The following is a 15,554-nucleotide window of genomic DNA, read 5'->3' on the forward strand; positions in this document are numbered from 1 at the left end:
TCGAAGCGGGTCAAACCATTTTCCGCTTTCCAGGTCCTCCGCTTTCGCGTTCTCCCTTTCCAGCGCTTCCAACTTTACCAGACTCTTTTTCGTCCCGTTTCCGGTCCGACTTTGAATTCTGGTGGCCTGTGGAGCGGCCTTGCCTTTCGGCGTGTCCACTACGTTAGCCGATTCCCTTGGCAGCTCATAATCGAGCTTGTCGACTGAATTACGGGCATGCCGAATTCATGCCCGCCAGGGCGAATCGTAGGTAGTGGTGTGGCCGCTCCAGGTTGCTCGACCCGATCCGATGGACCGTGCCGACAGCAGTACCCGTGTCAAGCGGCTCGGACTACATTAGGCGGCTGCCCGCGGCGCGTCAAGTTGCGCGACGGCGCGGTAGATGGGCCCGGTAGGGGCCCACGGTGGGGTCGCCGTCGATCCGGAAGCGCCACGGGCTGATGCTCGCCGTCGCCGCCCACGCCCGTACGCGGTCCGCTGCGCACCTGGTCGGGGGCGGGCGGAGCGCCGTGCAGGAAGGAGAAGGGTGCGCTCGGGCCGGCGCGGAGGTCGCTGCGGTTCAGCGCTCGGTCGACGTCGAGGGCGGGTGGCGAGGCGGGCCGGGCCTTTGGCCAGTTCCTTGTCGTTCCGGGCCGAGATCCGCCGTTCGCGGGTGAGGTGGGCTCCGACGCCGACCTGACCTGGATCCGGGCCGAGCTGGCAGACCTTGCATCGCAGCGGGTGCGCGTCGACCCAACTTCGCTCCGACGTACCGGCGGGCCGTGAGCAAGGCGCACAGCGTCTCAGGCTCCGGCGGGCGGTCTGGCTCTCGGGCTCAGTCGGTACGCCGAGACCGTCGGATCACCGGCAAGGTAGAACCGGTGTTGCCAGTCGTGGGCCTTGCTCACACCTACCCGAGGACCAACCTGGATGAGCGCGGCAGGTACCGGCGCACCCTCGGACAGCACGATCGAGGTACCTGTCAGAAGTTCTGCGCCGTTGTGCTCTCCCGCGATGCCGAGTGCCTGGCAGAAGTTCCCCGGACCTCGGGCGAGCCGTGCGCTCTCGACCTTCTCCCCTCGTCGCTTGCGAGCCAGGTCCTCCCCCTCGATGACCCCGCCCGCCCGGATGAGGACGGCCGAGGCGATGCCGTCCGTCCCGGTGACGACGTTGGCGCACCAGTGGAGGCCGTGTGACCGGTAGACGTACAGGTGCCCTGCGGGTCCGAACATGACGGCGTTGCGGCGTGTCCGGCCTCGGTAGGCATGGGAGGCCGGGTCAGCCGTACCGGAGTACGCCTCGGTTTCCGTGATGGCGATGCTCACGGTTCCCTCGGGGGTCTCGCAGGTGAGGACGCTCCCGAGCAATCTCGAGGCGACCTCTTCGGCAGGACGGGCGAGGAGATCGACGTTCATGCCGACCGCCTTGACATGCCGTACGTGAAGCAGGCGTACGCCTCGACCTCGGTCAGGCGCGGCTCGATGACGCCGTCCGGAGTGCGGCGGACGAGGGTGCGGCCCAGCAGGTCGGGGGCCACGTCCCGTACGGAGCGGTCGAAGGAGTCCCGGGTCAGCGGTGTGCGGTGCAAGCCCTTGTCCATGGCGCCCGAGGGTACTGGGAACGCGAGCGCGGGAACCGGCTACGGTCGTCACGCGTATGTAGGGGTCAGGACCAAGGATGGAGAAGACATGGGCTTCAAGCGGCTGCTCGCGAGCATGGGCGCCGGTGGCGCTTCGGTGGAGACGGAGCTCACCGAGCTGAACGTCGTACCGGGAGGCGTCGTCCAGGGCGAGGTGCGGATCCAGGGCGGATCGGTCTCCCAGCAGATCGAGGGGCTCTCCGTCGGGCTCCAGGCCCGGGTCGAGGTCGAGGGCGGCGACCAGGAGACGAAGCAGGACATCGAGTTCGCCAAGCAGCGGCTCGGCGGCGCCTTCGAGGTCCAGGCGGGAGCGGTGCACGTGGTGCCGTTCGGTCTGGAGATCCCGTGGGAGACGCCCATCACGATGTTCGCCGGCCAGCACCTGCGCGGCATGAACATCGGCGTCACCACCGAGCTGGAGATCGCCCGCGCGCTGGACTCCGGCGACCTGGACCCCGTCAACGTGCATCCGCTCCCGGCCCAGCAGGCCATTCTGGACGCCTTCGGGCAGCTGGGCTTCGGCTTCCGCAGCGCGGACATGGAGCGCGGTCACATCCGCGGTACGCGCCAGCGGCTGCCGTTCTACCAGGAGATCGAGTTCGTCCCGCCGCAGCAGTACCGCGGGCTGCACCAGGTCGAGCTGACGTTCATCGCCGACGACCGCGAGATGGACGTGGTCCTGGAGATGGACAAGAAGCCGGGGCTGTTCAGCGAGGGCAGCGACTCCTACCGTGCCTTCAAGGTCGGTCTCAACGACTACCGGCAGACCGACTGGGCGGCGTACCTCAACCAGTGGCTGGCGCAGGTCGGCGGACAGCGCAACTGGCTCTGAAGCACTGTCCCGCGGCCCTGGCGGGCGTTCCCCGCGTTCGGCGTGCGGCGTCGGCCCGCGCCGCTCGCCGAACCGCCGGCGTTCGCGGCACAGGCCGTAGGGTCGTCGGGAGGACGGTCCGCCGGGAGTCGGCGGGCCGGCCCGCCGACAGCAGACGAGCCGTTCAGGAAAGGTGCTGACGTGACCGAGCCGAAGAGGGCGCCGCTGCCGCACGACTTCCACCCGGAGGTCCCCTCGTTCACCGTGGTGAGCGACGATCTCGCGCCGGGGGGCGTGCTGGGCGACGCACAGGTGCTTGCGGCGGGGAACAGCTCTCCGCATCTGCGGTGGGAGGGGTTCCCGGCGGGGACCGAGAGCTTCGCCGTGACGTGCTTCGACCCGGACGCCCCGACCGGGAGCGGTTTCTGGCACTGGGTGGTCTTCGACATCCCGGCGTCGGTGACGGAGCTGCCGGCCGGCGCCGGCAGCGGATCGTTCGAAGGGCTGCCGAAGGGCGCCGTCCAGGCGCGCAACGACTACGGGTCCAAGGACTTCGGCGGGGCGGCGCCGCCGGCCGGTGAGAACCACCGCTATGTGTTCACCGTGTACGCGGTGGACTCCGAGAAGCTCGGCGTCGACAGCGATGTGTCGCCCGCGGTGGCCGGTTTCAACCTCCGGTTCCACACGCTGGGGCGTGCGCGGCTGATCGGTGAGTACGAGGCGCCCACCGGCGATTAGTCCGTCCGCTGTTTGCCCTGCCCCGGTCCTGGAGAGACCTGGGCAGGGCCCTTTTTTATTGCGTTGTCCATCGCGGCCCGCCCAGCCAGAGTTGATCCGGGCCTGCCAGGGGGCAGGCGGCACACGGAAGGTGGGCAGGATGCGTGACACGCTGGTTCTCAACGCGAGCTTCGAGCCGCTGTCGACGGTGACGCTCAACCGTGCGGTGGTCCTGATCCTGACGGACAAGGCCGTCGTCGAGCAGGCGCATCCCGAGCTCCGTATGCGCGGTGCAGCTGTGGACATTCCGGCGCCCCGGGTGATCAGGCTCTGCCGGTACGTACGGGTGCCGTTCCGAAGACAGGCCCCGTGGTCGAGGAGGGGCGTGCTCATACGCGACCAGCACCGGTGCGCGTACTGCGGGCGGCGGGCCAGTACGGTCGACCATGTGGTGCCGCGCGCCCAGGGCGGCCGGGACAGTTGGCTGAACACGGTGGCGTCGTGCGCGGAGGACAACCACCGCAAGGCCGCTCGGACCCCGGAGCAGGCGGGGATGCCACTGCTGCGGCAGCCGTTCGTCCCCTCCCCCGCCGAGGCGATGCTGCTGGCGATGGGGGCGCGTGACCGGTCCGAGCTGCCGGCGTGGCTGGAGGGCTCGGCGGCGTAGTCGGCCTGCGCCGCCTGCTGTGCCCGTATGCCCGCCTTCCGGGGGAGGCTGGCACACGCGTGTCAGCGGAGCAGCAGTTGGACGATGGCCGCCGTTCCGACGACGACGATGAAGGCGCGCAGGACGGCGGGGCTGAGCCGGCGGCCGACCTTCGCCCCGATCTGGCCGCCGATGGCGGAGCCGACGGCGATCAGCACGACGGCGGTCCAGTCGAAGTCCGCCACGAAGAGGAAGAACAGCGCGGCGACGCTGTTGACGACGGCGGCCAGGACGTTCTTGACGGCGTTGAGGCGCTGCATGGTGTCGTCGACCAGCATGCCCATCAGGGAGAGGTAGACGATCCCCTGGGCGGCGGTGAAGTAGCCGCCGTAGACGCTGGCGAGCGTCAGGCCGGTGAACAGGAGCGGGCCGCCGTCGGGGCGGGCCGGGGTCCCGGTGCGTTCGCGGCGGCGCTGGACGGCTTTGCTGATGCGTGGTTGCAGGATCACCAGGACGAGGGCGAGGGCCACCAGGACCGGGACGATGGTCTCGAAGGCCGTGGAGGGAAGGGCCAGCAGCAGGGTGGCTCCGGCGAGGCCGCCGATGGCCGCGCCGGCGCTCAGTCTGAGGACGCGGCGGCGTTGGCCGGCGAGCTCCTTGCGGTACCCGATCGCGCCGCTGATGGAGCCGGGGATGAGTCCCAGCGCGTTGGAGACGGTGGCGGTGACCGGCGGGAGGCCGGTGGCGAGCAGGACGGGGAAGGTGATCAACGTGCCCGAGCCCACGATCGTGTTGATCGTGCCCGCGCCGACGCCGGCCGCGAAGACCGCGAGTATTTCCCAGATGGACAAGGCCATCTCCTTCGGTGGTCAGTGACGCCTCCCCGCCATGAAGGTCGAGGGGCCTCACTGATCATGCCCGAAGGAGGGCCGGTGTCAGGAGACCGGGGGCTCCTCGCGGCGCTCGACGGCGCCACCTCCGTTGCCGCCGTTGCCTCCGTTGCCTCCGTTGTTGAAGCCGGGCATGCCGCCGCCGAGGTTGCCGAAGGCGCCGCTGAGGCCCTTGAGGGCGTCGCCGATCTCGCTGGGCACGATCCAGAGCTTGTTGGCGTCGCCCTCGGCGATCTTCGGGAGCATCTGGAGGTACTGGTAGGAGAGGAGTTTCTGGTCCGGGTCTCCGGCGTGGATGGACTCGAACACCGTGCGGATGGCCTGGGCTTCGCCCTCGGCGCGCAGGGCGGCGGCCTTGGACTCGCCCTCGGCGCGCAGGATCGCGGACTGCTTCTCGCCCTCTGCGGTGAGGATCTGGGACTGCCGGATGCCCTCGGCGGTGAGGATCGCGGCGCGCTTGTCGCGGTCGGCGCGCATCTGCTTCTCCATCGAGTCCTGGATGGAGGTGGGCGGCTCGATGGCCTTGAGCTCGACGCGGTTGACGCGGATGCCCCACTTGCCGGTCGCCTCGTCGAGGACGCCGCGCAGGGCGGCGTTGATCTCCTCGCGCGAGGTGAGGGTGCGCTCCAGGTCCATGCCGCCGATGATGTTGCGGAGGGTGGTGACGGTCAGCTGCTCGATCGCCTGGATGTAGCTGGCCACTTCGTAGGTCGCGGCACGGGCGTCCGTCACCTGGTAGTAGATGACGGTGTCGATGTTGACGACCAGGTTGTCCTGGGTGATCACCGGCTGTGGCGGGAACGGCACGACCTGTTCGCGGAGGTCGATCCGGTTGCGGATCGAGTCGATGAACGGGACGACGATGTTCAGGCCCGCGTTCAGGGTGCGGGTGTAGCGGCCGAACCGCTCCACGATGGCGGCACTGGCCTGCGGGATGACCTGGATCGTCTTGATCAGGGCGATGAAGACGAGCACCACCAGAATGATCAGGACGATGATGATCGGTTGCATCGTGTCTCTCGTGCCCTTCGGTTGCCGACGGATCGCGGTGATCGGGGTCGGATCCTCATGTGGGCCCGGTGGTGGCCGGATGCGGTCCGGGCCGGGTTCTCATGATGATCGACATGATCGACATGATCGACTTCGAGTCTGGCAGACCTCGGCCCGCCGTGTGCCCGGTTCGCTCACATGACGACGGCCGTTGCTCCGTCGATGTCCACGACATCGACCTGGCTGCCGGGTTCGAAGACCTGGTCGGCGTCGAGGGAGCGGGCCGACCAGACCTCTCCGGCGAGCTTGATCCGCCCTCCGGAGCCGTCCACCCGTTCCAGGACGACGGCTTGACGGCCTTTCAGGGCGTCGATGCCGCTGGGGTGGCCGGTCCGGCCGGACCGGTGTCTGGCGGCGATCGGCCGGACGACGGCGATGAGCGCCACCGAGACCAGCACGAAGACCAGTACCTGGGCGACGATGCCGCCGCCGAGGGCCGCGACGACCGCGGCGGCCACCGCCCCGACGGCGAACATCCCGAATTCGGGCATCGCGGTCAGGACGAGGGGGATGCCCAGTCCCACCGCGCCGATCAGCCACCACACCCACGCGTCGATGTCCACATGGTCATCGTAGGACTGTCGGCCCGTTGCCGACAGGGCGCAGAGGCGGCCAACTGCGGTCGGGCGGCGAGGGAAACGCGGTGGGCGCGGTCCGTCAGGACAGCGGCAGGCCGTGCGCGGTGTAGCGGTCGCCGGTGCGCTCGACGACGAGCGGCAGGCCGAAGCAGAGGGAGAGGTTGCGGGAGCTGAGCTCCGTCTCCATGGGCCCGGCCGCGAGGATCCTGCCCTGGCGGATCATCAGGACGTGGGTGAACCCGGGTGCGATCTCCTCGACATGGTGGGTGACCATGATCATGGAGGGGGCGTACGGGTCGCGGGCGAGGCGGCCGAGGCGGCGCACCAGGTCCTCGCGTCCGCCGAGGTCGAGTCCGGCGGCGGGCTCGTCGAGGAGCAGCAGTTCGGGGTCGGTCATCATGGCGCGGGCGATGAGGGTGCGCTTGCGCTCGCCCTCGGAGAGGGTGCCGAACCTGCGGTCCAGGTACTCGGTCATGCCGAGTCGGTCGAGGAAGGCGCGGGCGCGCTCCTCGTCGACGGCCTCGTAGTCCTCGTGCCAGGTGGCGGTCATTCCGTACGCGGCGGTGAGCACCGTCTGGAGCACGGTCTGGCGCTTGGGCAGCTTGTCGGCCATGGCCACGCCCGCCATGCCGATCCGGGGCCGCAGTTCGAAGACGTCGGTGCCGACGCCGCCGAGGTGTTCGCCGAGGATGGCGACGGTGCCCCGGCTCGGGTAGAGGTAGCTGGAGGCGAGGTTGAGGAGGGTCGTCTTCCCGGCGCCGTTGGGGCCAAGGATGACCCAGCGCTCTCCCTCCTTGACCGACCAGGAGACGTCGTCCACCAGAGCGCGTCCGTCGCGGACCACGGATACGTCCACCAGCTCCAGTACATCGCTCATGAGCGCGTTGTCTCCCCATGCAGTTTCGAGATCGTCGCGTGCCTGTGGGCACAGCTCCCAGGGAAAACCTACGCCACCGCGCGAGTGCTCCGGCCGTGAGGTCCGTTCCCTAGGCTGTCGGCATGCTTGTCGAACCACGTTCAGGGTTGTTGGCCGCCTGGGGGAACGCGCTGTTGGCGGGGCTCGTCCCACCGGACGACGCCGCCCTCGCGATCGTCGGACAGGACGCGGTGCACCGCGTCGAGGGGCTTCCCGGGGAGGCGGGGCCGGTCGGGCTCACGCTGGCGCTCGGGCGGTTGCGGGCACTGGGGGCGACCGGTTTCCGGGTCGCGCTGCCGGTGCCGGGGCATCCGCTGGGGTTGAGCGGTCCGCCCGATTTCAACGCGCGGGCGCTGGAGGCCGAGGAGGCGGTGGTCGTGTACGGGCTGCCGTACGGGCTGGTGCCGGAGGTGAGCGAGGCGGGTCCGGAGGGGGATGTGCACGTGGAGGTGGTGTGGCGGGTGCTGCCGGTGCGGGAGGCGCCGCCGGCGGACGTACCGTCGCTGGGCGAGGCGGAGCGGGAGCTGGCGGAGGCGCTGCGGGACGCGACGGCGGTGCTGTCGCGGCTGGACGTGGCCGGTTCGGGGCCGGTGGCTCGGGCGGCGGTGGACGCGTACCGGGCGCGGGCGGAGGGGTCGCGGGCGCGCGATGTGCTGGCGCCGGGCTATCCGCCGCGGGCGGTGCGGGTGCTGGAGCTGGCGCAGCGGGTGGGGCTGCTGGTCTCGGTGGCGTACGAGAACGGGCACGGCGGTGCGGTGAGCGCGTCCGAGATCGCGGCGCGGGGCGAGGCGCTGCGTCCGGTGGAGCGGGTGGCGCGACGGGCGCGGGTGGCGGCGTACAACGCCTATGTGGAGAGCGGTGAGGTGGGGCGGTAGGGGCCGGGGGGAACGGAAGAGCCGGACGGCCCCGGGTGGGGCGTCCGGCTCTCGCGGGGTGGGTCAGTGGTTCAGGCCGAGGTTGCCGAAGGCCGGGTTGAGCAGGCCGACGACGTTGATCGTGTTGCCGACCGCGTTCACGGGGACGTGGACGGGGGCCTGGACGAGGTTGCCGCTGGCGACGCCCGGGGAGTGGGTGGCCGCGCCGTGGGCGTCGGCGCCGCTGTGGCCGGTGGCGGAGGCGGCGCCCGCGCCGGCGGCGACGAGCCCGCCGGCGATCATGGTGATGGCGGCGGCCTTCTTCAGGTTCTTCACTTCAGGTTCCTCCACAGAGAGGCTGCGGCAGGCAGCCGCAGCACGCCCTGGAGAACGGGGGGAGGCCCGGAAGGATGCGCCGTTCGGGTGACATACACCCGACAGTATGAATCTCATCCCGGTCGGGAACCGGTCGGCCGGAGCCGGTCAGCCGGAGCCGGTCAGCCGGCCGCCCCGTGGCGGACCGCCCACAGCGCGGCCTGAGTGCGGTCGGCGAGGTCGAGCTTCATCAGGATGTTCGACACGTGGGTCTTGACCGTCTTCTCGGAGAGGACGAGGGCGCGGGCGATCTCGCGGTTGGAGCGGCCGTCGGCGATCAGGCCGAGCACTTCGCGCTCGCGTTCGGTCAGGGTGCTCCCCCGGCCGGTCCCGCCGCCGGCGTCGTCCTGGGCGAGCAGCGCGCCGGCGACCTCGGGCTGGAGCAGGACGTGGCCGGCGTGGACCGAGCGGATCGCGCCGGCCAGGGCGTCCGGGTCGACGTCCTTGTACACGTAGCCGGAGGCTCCGGCGCGCAGGGCGGGCACGACGGTGCGCTGCTCGGTGAAGCTGGTGACGATGAGGACCTTGACCGGGTTGTCGAGCTCGCGGAGCCGGCGCAGCGCCTCGATGCCGTCGGTGCCGGGCATCTTGATGTCCATGAGCACGACGTCGGGGCGCAGCTCCTCGGTACGGGCGACGCCCTCGGCTCCGTCGGACGCCTCGCCGACCACTTCTATGTCGTCCTGGACCTCAAGGAACGTGCGCAGCCCGCGGCGGACCACCTGGTGGTCGTCGACCAGCAGCACCCTGATGATCTTGTCAGCCACCGGGGACCTCCATCTCGATCGTGGCGCCCTCGCCGGGCTCCGAAACAACGGTGAGTCTTCCGCCGACGCTCTTGGCCCGGTGGCGCATGGAGACCAGTCCGAGATGGCGGCCCGCCCGCCGGACGGCGGTGGGGTCGAAGCCCCCGCCGTCGTCGGTGACGCGCAGGACGGTCGCGGGGCCGTCCCGGGTCAGGGTGACCCGCACGTGGGCGGCGCCGGAGTGGCGCAGGGCGTTGTGCAGGGCCTCCTGGGCGACCCGGAGCAGCGCCTCCTCCTGGCTCGCGGGCAGCGCGCGCACGCCGCTGCTCCCGAAGGTGACGGAGGCGTCGTGCGCCCGGTCCAGGACCTGGATCTGGGTGCGGAGGGTGGCGACGAGCCCGTCCTCGTCGAGCGCGGCGGGGCGCAGTTCCACCACGGCCGCGCGCAGCTCGTCGACCGCTTCGGCGGCGAGGTTGGCGACCTGGTGGAGCTCGCCCTTGGCGCGGTCCGGGTCGCGGTCGACGAGGGCGGCGGCGGCCTGGGCGGTGAGCCGCAGGGAGAACAGCTTCTGGCTGACCGCGTCGTGCAGCTCGTGCGCGAGGCGGGTGCGCTCCTCGGCGATGGTCAGCTCGCGGCTGCGTTCGTAGAGGCGGGCGTTGGTGAGGGCGATCGCCGCGTGCTGGGCGAGGGTCGCCAGCAGCTCCTCGTCCTCGGCGGTGAAGCCGCAGCCGCCCTCGGGCTTGGGGCACTGCTTGTTCGCGAGGAACAGCGCGCCGATGATCTCGTCGCCGTCCGTGATGGGCAGGCCGAGGAAGTCGGACATGTCGGGGTGCGCGTCGGGCCAGCCGCCGAAGCGGGGGTCCTCGCGGACGTCGGCGAGGCGTTCGGGCCGGGCCTGGTGGAGCATCGCCGCGAGGATGCCGTGCTGCCGGGGCAGCGGGCCGATGGCCTTCCACTGCTCGTCGCTGACGCCGTCGACCACGAACTGGGCGAAGCCGCCGTGGTCGTCCGGGACGCCCAGGGCCGCGTACTGGGCGTCGAGCAGGTCGCGGGCGGAGGCGACGATCGTCTTCAGGACGTCGCCCACCTCCAGATGCCGGCTCATGGCCAGGAGCGCGGCGCTGACCGCTGCGAGGCCCGACGCGGGGCGGTGACTCATGGGATCACCGTACCGGCGGGGCCCGGCGGCCGTATCGGACCGGGGACGGCGCTCTTCGGCCGCGGCGCCTAGGTCCCTATGCCGGGGCCGTCGGTCGGAGGTCCTAGGTCGTCCGGTGTCCGGACCGGGCCCGCCGCCGGCCCGGTCCGCCCGCGGCCTACGTCGAAGGTGCCGGGTGGGGATGCGACCGCCGGGCGAGGCGCCGGGCGGGGGCGGCTTCCTACGGTGGGGCGGCCGGGAGGGCCCGGTGGACGCTGAGGGTTCGGAGAGGACGGTCGCGATGCCGGTCGCGTTGATCACGGGCGGTTCGAAGGGGCTGGGGCGCGCGCTGGCGGAGGGGCTGGCCGGTCAGGGGTGGGACCTGGTGCTGGGCGCCCGGACCGCGGGGGTCCTGGAGGAGACGGCACGGGAGGTGCGCGAGCGGTACGGGACGCGAGTGGCGGCCGTGCCGGGGGACGTGACGGAGGAGGGGTGCCGGGCGGACCTGGTGGCCGCGGCCGGGGCGCTGGGCGGGCTGGATCTGCTGGTGTGCAACGCGGGCGCGCTGGGCGCGGAGCCGCTGGTGCGCCTGGAGTCGCTGCCGCTGGAAGGGCTGCGACAGGCGCTGGAGACGAACGTGGTGGCCGCGCTCGGTCTCGTACAGGAGGCGCTGGGGCCGCTGCGGGCCTCGGCGGCGGGATCGGTGGTCGTGGTGAGTTCGCAGGCGGCGGTGGAGGCGTACGGGACGTGGGGCGGCTACGGGGCGTCGAAGGCGGCACTGGACCGGTTGGCGGCGGTGCTGGGCGAGGAGGAGCCGGGGCTGCGGGTGTGGGCCGTCGATCCGGGGGACATGGCGACGGACCTGTACGAGGCGGCGGTGCCCCAGGGCGAGGAGTACCGGCCGTCGCCGCGGAGCGTGGTGCCCGCCTTCCTTCGCCTGGTGCGGGAGCGGCCGGCCGGCGGCCGGTTCACGGCGGCGGCGCTGCTGGAGCCCGCGGGGCCCGATCGAGGTCCGTTCGAGGTCCGGCGGTGACCGCCCCCGACGCGCCGGGCGCGGGGGCGGGTGCTCTTGGCCCCCGCCCGGTGGCGGATCTTGACGCTCCGGATTGCCCGAGCAACGAACAGTGAGAAAGCCGCACCGCCGATGTGAGCCCTCGCATAGGACCCAGATCACTTACGAAGACCGCTAGTGGACGATAAGGGCGATTTGAGCGGCCTTGTTCGTGGGAGATTTCGGGCGAACGGCCCTGCGGTCCACTATCTGTCTTCGTACGTCACACCTTTGCCACAGGTTTTTGCTGCCGCTAAGAATTGCAGCCGTCCCCGACGGAGATGCGAACTGTCGCCTCCCGTCTCGTCCTCCGTGAGGACTCCTGCGTATTCGAAGAGGTATGACTGCATGTCCGCGACTCGCATTCCCAGCCGTCTCCGTCGTCTGAACAAGGTCCAGAAGATCTCCGTGGCCGGTGTGTCGGCCCTGGGCGTCGCCGCCCTGACCTTCTCGCTCGTCCCGTCGAACGCCGAGGCCGAGATTGCCCCGCAGGCAGCGGCAGCCACCGCGCCCGTGGCCTTCACCTCCGCAGCGGGGTCCGCGCAGGCCAGGACCGTGCAGAAGAGCCTGATCGAGCAGCACTCGACCGCCGAGCAGCTGGTCAAGGCCGCCGACGCCGCCAAGGCGAAGGCCGAGGCCAGGGCCAGGGCCGCGAAGGCCGAGGCCGCCGCCGAGGCCAAGGAGAAGGCGGCCGAGGCCAAGGAGAAGGCCGCCAAGGCGAAGGCCGACGCGAAGAAGCGCGACTCCGAGGCGGCGAACCGTTCCACCGCGCGCAAGCCCGTCTACGCCAACAACCTGGACGGGTGGATCCGCGAGGCGATGTCGATCATGAAGAAGGAAGGCATCCCGGGTTCCTACAGCGGGATCCACCGCAACATCATGCGGGAGTCCAGCGGCAACCGGTGGGCCATCAACAACTGGGACATCAACGCCCGCAACGGCGTCCCCTCCAAGGGCCTGCTCCAGGTGATCCAGCCGACCTTCGACCGCTACCACGTCGAGGGCACCAAGAAGGACCTGTACGACCCGGTCGCCAACATCGTCGCCGCCTGCAACTACGCGGCCGACCGCTACGGCTCGATGGACAACGTCGACAGCGCGTACTGATCCACGGCCCGTACGGCCGGTCCGACGACCGGCTTCCCTTTCGAGCCGGCGCGGCCGACGCCCCACCGTCGGCCGCGCACACCGACGCCGGAGGGCGGCGCCCCGCCGGGTGCCGCCCTCCGGCGTCGTTCCGTCGTCCGCCGCGTACCGCTCGCGCGTACCGCGACGGCTACGTGCGCATGACCTCGGGCTCGTGGCGGCGCAGCAGGCGGGCGACGGCGACGCCGCACACGAGGCCGATCGCGATCAGCACCGACATGTTGATACCCCACTGGCCCGTCGTCTGCGCCCACAGCGGGTCCAGGTCGGTCGGGTCGTCCGGGTCCCACGGCGGCATCAGGTGGGCGAGGTCCAGTGTGGAGCCGGCCGCGGCCATCGCCCAGCGGGACGGCATCAGCCAGGCGAACTGCTCCAGGCCCGGTGACCCGTGCACCTGGAAGAGCACGCCGGTGAAGACGATCTGGCTGATCGCGAACATGACCAGGAGGGGCATGGTCTTCTCGGAGGTCCGCACGAGCGAGGAGATCACCAGGCCGACCATCATCGAGGTGAAGCCCAGCGCGATGATGGCGAGGCAGATCTCGACGGCCGGCGGCATGAGCAGGCCCTTCTCGGGCAGCTCGCGGGTGGCGAAGCCGATGCCGCAGAGGATGACGCCCTGGAAGGCCGTGATCACGCCGAGGACGAGCACCTTCGACATCAGGTAGGCCGAGCGGGACAGGCCGGTGGCCCGTTCCCGTTCGTAGATCACCCGTTCCTTGATCAGTTCTCGTGCGGAGTTGGCCGCGCCGGAGAAGCACATGCCGACGGCCAGGATCATCATGATCGTCCCGGCCTTGCTGTTGAACGCGGAGGGCGGCTCGGGCTCGGCGAGACCGAAGTCGGACGGTATGACCACGCTGACCCCGCCGAGCACGGCGGGCAGGATGAGCATCAGGGCCATGAAGCCCTTGTCGGACGCGATGACCGCGACGTACCGGCGCATCAGCGTCCACAACTGCGCCGTCCAGCTCTGCGGCTTCGGCGGGCTCATCTGCTGGGAGGACGGCAGGTGGCCGGACTGCGCGGCCACCGCGTCGATGTCCGCGGCGTACATCTGGTAGTGCTGCGAGCCGCGCCAGCGGCCCGCCCAGTCGTAGTCGCGGTAGTTCTCGAAGGCGGAGAAGACGTCGGCCCAGCTGCCGTAGCCGAAGAAGTTCAGCGCCTCCTCCGGCGGCCCGAAGTAGGCGACCGAGCCGCCGGGGGCCATCACCAGCAGCTTGTCGCACAGGGCCAGCTCGGCCACCGAGTGCGTGACGACCAGGACCGTGCGGCCGTCGTCGGCGAGGCCGCGCAGCAGCTGCATGACATCGCGGTCCATACCCGGGTCGAGGCCGGAGGTCGGCTCGTCCAGGAAGATCAGGGAGGGCTTGGTGAGCAGCTCCAGGGCGACCGAGACGCGCTTGCGCTGCCCGCCGGAGAGCGAGGTGATCTTCTTGTCCTTGTGGATGTCGAGCTTGAGCTCGGCGAGGACTTCGAGGATCCGGGCCTGGCGCTCGGTCTCGGTGGTGTCCGCCGGGAAGCGGAGCTTGGCCGCGTACGTGAGGGCCTTGGCGACCGTGAGTTCCTTGTGCAGGATGTCGTCCTGCGGGACCAGGCCGATGCGCCGGCGCAGCTCGGCGAACTGCTTGTACAGGTCCCGGTTGTCGTAGAGCACGTCGCCCTGGTCGGCGGGGCGGTAGCCGGTGAGCGCCTTGAGCAGGGTGGACTTTCCGGAGCCGGACGGGCCGATGACCGCGACCAGCGACTTCTCCGGGACGCCGAAGGAGACGTCCTTGAGGATCTGCTTCCCGCCGTCGACCGTCACCGTGAGATGGCGGGCGGAGAAGGAGACCTCGCCGGTGTCGACGAACTCCTCCAGCCGGTCTCCGACCAGGCGGAACGTCGAGTGGCCGACGCCGACGATGTCGTTCGGGCCGAGGAGCGCCGAGCCGGACTTGTGCAGCGGCAGGCCGTTGACGTACGTCCCGTTGTGGGAACCGAGGTCGCGTATCTCGAAGCGGCCGTCGGGCGTCGCGCGGAACTCGGCGTGGTGGCGGGAGACCTGGAGGTCGGAGACGACCAGGTCGTTCTCCAGCGCGCGGCCGATCCGCATGACGCGGCCGAGTGCCAGCTGGTGGAACGTGGTCGGGCTGCGGTCGCCGTGGGCCGGGGCTCCGCCGTGGGCCGGACCGGCCGCGTGGGCCGGATCCTGCTGGTGGGGGATGTGGTGCTGCGGGACGTGGTGCTGCTGCGGCTGCCACGCCTGCTGCTGCGCCGGGGCGTGCTGGGCCGGGGCGTGCTGAGGAGCGGGCTGCTGCTGCGCAGCGGGCTGCCGCGCGGGCCGGGCCGCGTCCCGCTGTCGCTCCTGTTCCCGCTCCGGCTGTCCCTCCTGCTGCGCCGGGGCCTGCCGGCCGGCGGACCGCTGCCCGCCGACGCCGCCCGCGCCCGCGGCGGCGGCGAGGCTCAGCCGAGGCCCGTCGGTGGCGTTGCCCAGGCGCAGCACGGAGCCCGCGCCCAGCTCCCCCTGCTGGATCCGCTGCCCGTCCGCGTAGGTGCCGTTGGTGCTGCCGTGGTCCTCGATGAACCAACTACGGCCGTTCCATCTGATGGTGGCGTGCCGCCACGAGACCCTGGCGTCGTCGACCGTCAGATCGCCCTGCGGATCACGTCCCAGGGTGTACGACCTGGACGGATCGAGCGTCCAGGTGCTGCCATTCAATTCCAGTACGAGTTCCGGCACTCCGCGCCCCACTTGTCGTCCCCCGTGTCACCCCCGTCGCAGGGGGTCTAGGGATGCTGAACATCGTGGCGAACTATTCCAGGAGCGGTCCGGGATCCGAAAATTGGGCGGGCGAGGACGGTACGAAGACCTGCGCGGAGACCTGCGCGGACGCTGTGCGCCTCGGGGGGACGCGGCACCGGTGCGGACGAAGCGGTGAGCACCGGGGACCGGGCCTCGGGTGCCGGGCCTCGCGCACCGCCGTGTCTTCCGCCCGTCCGGCACTCGGGACGGACCGGGAGGAGCGCGTCGGGGAC

General features: G+C 71.0%; 15 protein-coding genes and 2 pseudogenes. 6 read left to right on the top strand and 11 right to left on the bottom strand.

Annotated elements, in window-relative coordinates:
* Window positions 1-358: 358 nt before the first annotated feature.
* From EES43_RS31140 to EES43_RS05090, 3 genes and pseudogenes are all read right to left on the bottom strand, one after another.
* A pseudogene (locus tag EES43_RS31140) lies at window positions 359-681 on the bottom strand (DNA-3-methyladenine glycosylase); the annotation flags it as partial.
* Between the two features lie 101 nt (window positions 682-782).
* Window positions 783-1,394 (bottom strand): DNA-3-methyladenine glycosylase, encoded by a 612-nt coding sequence (locus EES43_RS05085; RefSeq protein WP_124267575.1) that lies wholly within the window; start codon window positions 1,392-1,394, stop codon window positions 783-785.
* A gap of 32 nt (window positions 1,395-1,426) precedes the next feature.
* Window positions 1,427-1,579: pseudogene (locus tag EES43_RS05090) on the bottom strand (DNA-3-methyladenine glycosylase); the annotation flags it as partial.
* An 88-nt stretch (window positions 1,580-1,667) separates the two neighbouring features.
* On the opposite strand from EES43_RS05090, the gene EES43_RS05095 reads away from it, so the two are divergent.
* The 3 genes from EES43_RS05095 to EES43_RS05105 all read left to right on the top strand — a co-directional run bounded on the left by EES43_RS05095 (window position 1,668) and on the right by EES43_RS05105 (window position 3,813).
* Window positions 1,668-2,450, top strand: a complete 783-nt coding sequence (locus EES43_RS05095; protein ID WP_124267577.1) for a sporulation protein — start codon at window positions 1,668-1,670, stop codon at window positions 2,448-2,450.
* Between the two features lie 180 nt (window positions 2,451-2,630).
* Complete coding sequence (locus EES43_RS05100; protein WP_124267578.1) at window positions 2,631-3,167, top strand: YbhB/YbcL family Raf kinase inhibitor-like protein; 537 nt, start codon at window positions 2,631-2,633, stop codon at window positions 3,165-3,167.
* A 139-nt stretch (window positions 3,168-3,306) separates the two neighbouring features.
* Window positions 3,307-3,813: an HNH endonuclease gene (locus EES43_RS05105; RefSeq protein ID WP_124267579.1), complete on the top strand. Its 507-nt coding sequence runs from the start codon at window positions 3,307-3,309 to the stop codon at window positions 3,811-3,813.
* A 62-nt stretch (window positions 3,814-3,875) separates the two neighbouring features.
* Here the strand turns inward: EES43_RS05105 and EES43_RS05110 are convergent, their stop codons facing one another.
* The 4 genes from EES43_RS05110 to EES43_RS05125 form a co-directional block, all read right to left on the bottom strand.
* On the bottom strand, window positions 3,876-4,649 hold the full coding sequence (locus EES43_RS05110; protein ID WP_124267580.1) for a sulfite exporter TauE/SafE family protein: 774 nt from the start codon (window positions 4,647-4,649) through the stop codon (window positions 3,876-3,878).
* Between the two features lie 78 nt (window positions 4,650-4,727).
* Window positions 4,728-5,693 (bottom strand): SPFH domain-containing protein, encoded by a 966-nt coding sequence (locus tag EES43_RS05115; protein WP_124267581.1) that lies wholly within the window; start codon window positions 5,691-5,693, stop codon window positions 4,728-4,730.
* Between the two features lie 173 nt (window positions 5,694-5,866).
* Window positions 5,867-6,295 carry an NfeD family protein gene (locus EES43_RS05120; RefSeq protein ID WP_124267582.1) on the bottom strand — a complete coding sequence of 143 codons (429 nt, stop codon included), beginning with the start codon at window positions 6,293-6,295 and terminating at the stop codon, window positions 5,867-5,869.
* A gap of 94 nt (window positions 6,296-6,389) precedes the next feature.
* Window positions 6,390-7,187, bottom strand: coding sequence for an ABC transporter ATP-binding protein (locus EES43_RS05125; protein ID WP_124267583.1), 798 nt, complete (start codon window positions 7,185-7,187; stop codon window positions 6,390-6,392).
* A 122-nt stretch (window positions 7,188-7,309) separates the two neighbouring features.
* Between EES43_RS05125 and EES43_RS05130 the strand changes: the two genes are divergently transcribed.
* The gene (locus EES43_RS05130) at window positions 7,310-8,101 is read left to right on the top strand and encodes a hypothetical protein (protein ID WP_124267584.1); all 792 of its coding nucleotides are present in this window, start codon (window positions 7,310-7,312) and stop codon (window positions 8,099-8,101) included.
* A gap of 63 nt (window positions 8,102-8,164) precedes the next feature.
* Here the strand turns inward: EES43_RS05130 and EES43_RS05135 are convergent, their stop codons facing one another.
* The 3 genes from EES43_RS05135 to EES43_RS05145 all read right to left on the bottom strand — a co-directional run bounded on the left by EES43_RS05135 (window position 8,165) and on the right by EES43_RS05145 (window position 10,360).
* Window positions 8,165-8,416 carry a chaplin gene (locus tag EES43_RS05135; RefSeq protein WP_124267585.1) on the bottom strand — a complete coding sequence of 84 codons (252 nt, stop codon included), beginning with the start codon at window positions 8,414-8,416 and terminating at the stop codon, window positions 8,165-8,167.
* Between the two features lie 161 nt (window positions 8,417-8,577).
* The gene (locus EES43_RS05140) at window positions 8,578-9,222 is read right to left on the bottom strand and encodes a response regulator (RefSeq protein WP_124267586.1); all 645 of its coding nucleotides are present in this window, start codon (window positions 9,220-9,222) and stop codon (window positions 8,578-8,580) included.
* Window positions 9,215-10,360 carry a GAF domain-containing sensor histidine kinase gene (locus EES43_RS05145; RefSeq protein ID WP_124267587.1) on the bottom strand — a complete coding sequence of 382 codons (1,146 nt, stop codon included), beginning with the start codon at window positions 10,358-10,360 and terminating at the stop codon, window positions 9,215-9,217. Before EES43_RS05145 ends, EES43_RS05140 begins: the two co-directional genes overlap by 8 nt.
* A 280-nt stretch (window positions 10,361-10,640) precedes the next feature.
* On the opposite strand from EES43_RS05145, the gene EES43_RS05150 reads away from it, so the two are divergent.
* Window positions 10,641-11,372 (top strand): SDR family NAD(P)-dependent oxidoreductase, encoded by a 732-nt coding sequence (locus EES43_RS05150; RefSeq protein ID WP_124267588.1) that lies wholly within the window; start codon window positions 10,641-10,643, stop codon window positions 11,370-11,372.
* Between the two features lie 366 nt (window positions 11,373-11,738).
* Window positions 11,739-12,497, top strand: a complete 759-nt coding sequence (locus EES43_RS05155; RefSeq protein WP_124267589.1) for a transglycosylase SLT domain-containing protein — start codon at window positions 11,739-11,741, stop codon at window positions 12,495-12,497.
* 169 nt (window positions 12,498-12,666) lie between these two features.
* Here EES43_RS05155 and EES43_RS05160 read toward each other — a convergent pair whose 3' ends face one another.
* Window positions 12,667-15,270, bottom strand: coding sequence for an ABC transporter ATP-binding protein/permease (locus tag EES43_RS05160; RefSeq protein WP_124267590.1), 2,604 nt, complete (start codon window positions 15,268-15,270; stop codon window positions 12,667-12,669).
* Window positions 15,271-15,554 lie beyond the last annotated feature (284 nt).

Origin of the sequence: Streptomyces sp. ADI96-02 (assembly GCF_003846185.1) — a bacterium.
In the GTDB taxonomy this organism is placed as follows: domain Bacteria; phylum Actinomycetota; class Actinomycetes; order Streptomycetales; family Streptomycetaceae; genus Streptomyces.